The organism is Alteromonas marina, from assembly GCF_000808575.1.
Taxonomy (GTDB): domain Bacteria; phylum Pseudomonadota; class Gammaproteobacteria; order Enterobacterales; family Alteromonadaceae; genus Alteromonas; species Alteromonas marina_A.
Genome location: NZ_JWLW01000028.1, coordinates 1 through 2,360, shown reverse-complemented (window position 1 = coordinate 2,360; position 2,360 = coordinate 1). Strand labels below are relative to the sequence as shown.

Genomic DNA, 2,360 nt, shown 5'->3' with positions numbered 1-2,360 from the left:
AATGAACCGGTTTGTGTGTCGATACCCAGCTCTGTGGTGAAGTTAATATTAACGTCTTCTACCTGCGCATTATCGGCCAAGTCTTTCACACCACTTACATTCAGGCTTAGTATCTCACCCGATGGAAGCAGGGTCACAGGTGTGAGTGTTACCAGGGTATGTGAGCTGTCTAATGTACGACTTACCGCTATCTGCTCACCGTTATGAGTCAGGGTAATGCCACCCAATGATAAATGATTTACCGCTTCATTAAACTTCACTCTCACTCGGGCATTTACCGCCACATCGGTTAAGCCTTCATGTACTGATGTACCTGTTACAACTGGTGTTGCTATATCTTCTTCCAAACTGGTATAGAAGTAGAAGCTATCTGATGAGTTTGTATTACCACTGATATCCGCTACACCGCCGAGTCGTGCATAAAACCGTCTCCCCGCTGTCAGTACATTGTCTGGCACCCAAGTGATTGTCTTGCCATCCTGTCCAATACTGGCACTTCCCGAGACATGAGCCCATCCATTGTCTACATCTTGTACATACACGGTGCTGCTGTTCACCGTGAGTGGATCGACAACTTCGGTCATTACCCAGATCACACTACTATTTACTGCAACTGTACTGTTCGAGTAAGGCAAATAAGCACTGTAATTTGGACTTGTCAGGTCTGGTCCTGTTCCGGTTATAAAGGTTTCACTGTGTGAAACAACTTCATTGCCCGACAAGTCTTCTACCTGTGTAATGGTTTCTGTGTATTCCGTACTCTCTAGTAATGGTGAGTAACGGTGGTATAACACTTCGGTATTACTGGCACTGTACGAAACACTCATATCTGCTGCGCGTTCGAAGCTGTATGGGTTAATCGCTTCGTCAAAGCGCACATGATAACGCGGGTTCAATGCCACGTCTTCCATTCCCGTTGTCGGACTCATCCCTGTTACTCGAGGCGCCTGCAAGTCTTCTATCGCAGCCTCACCGGTGGTAAAGCCATAACTGCGACTCCAGTATTGACGGTCACCATCTGTATCCAGGATATTGCTTGATAGACTCACATAATAGTAACTGTCGGTCGATAAAAGTGACTGCGGCGTGATTTCCACTGTACGTAAATCATCTGCCAGACTTACCGTAGCTGGGAATACACTGCCATCATTGTTTCGCATCACGATGAATTCATCGGTAATGGTAGTCTCATCCATATCTTGGTTATAAACGATACGCATGGTCGGATTTAGCGACACATTGGTCAAACCATTACTTGGCAGATAAGCATTCGGCGTTGGTCTCACCCCTATTGTTGCCGTTGTGGCCATGCGGAACTGACCTTGATAATGGTTCATCGCATTACCTGAATCGTCACGGGCTGTGCTATCTAGATAGACGTGAACTAGTGCCCCCTCTGCAAAGGCTTCATCTGGAGTGAATTCGATTGCCTGGCCTGACGCTGATAACGTGATCTGTCCCTCTACCAGTACGCCGTTTTCCGCTACATGGAAAGCTTCAGGCAAGGTGCTTTCATCCATTGGCTCTGAGGTGTACATCACTATACTGCCGACACTCGGTACACTATTGGCACCGCTGTTCGGGTATAAACGTGAGACACTTGGTCTTCCGTTATCATTATCAACCACTGCAGTGCTAAACAGGCTGATATAATCCGCCATTGCATTACCGCTTAGGTCCTGCACATCGTCCGTGACGATAACTGACAGTGACTTCCCGGCTGGCCAGGTACCACGCAAGGTGATTGTTTTACTGTCTGCTGAGCGGTAAACACTCGGCGTGATAATGCTACCCTCTGAATACAACTTGAAATTGTTGCTGTTGACCGTCGCTGCATTTAACGATTCATTGAAGCTTAGTACGATTGGCGTACCTACTCCTATATCCATGGCTCCGTCTGTCGGACTGATACTGCTGACGGTCGGTGCCGTTGTATCAAGCTCGTTTTCTGTTGTGAAATAATAATTCCAACAACATGCGCTGTTTCCGACCCTATCTTTGACATGGTAAATACTAGTTCTAATGTTTGTACTACCCGGTAATGGCGCACTTGGCGTAAATGTCACCACGTTTCCTTCTACCTGATAGTCACCCGCTACATAACCACTTTGACCATTCACCTGAACGCGCAGCGTATCACTAATACTTACTGCATCAACGGCTTCATTGAAGGTCACCACAATCGCTGTGTTAACTGATACATCTGCTGCATTGTTTGTCGGTGTAACACTGCTTATTCTTGGGTAGGCCGTATCAACACTGCCACTACTGTCGGCGGTGAAATCCAAGCGGTACTCTGCCACGGCATTACCCGCGACATCACATACGCCCGCAACAACCAACTCATAGTTTTCACCTGC

The 2,360-nt window shown here is 47.2% G+C and carries 1 protein-coding gene; it reads right to left on the bottom strand.

What is annotated here, in order from left to right:
• Positions 1-2,360 (bottom strand): Ig-like domain-containing domain (locus RJ41_RS13940; protein WP_039222004.1); only part of this gene is annotated, 2,360 nt, incomplete at both ends.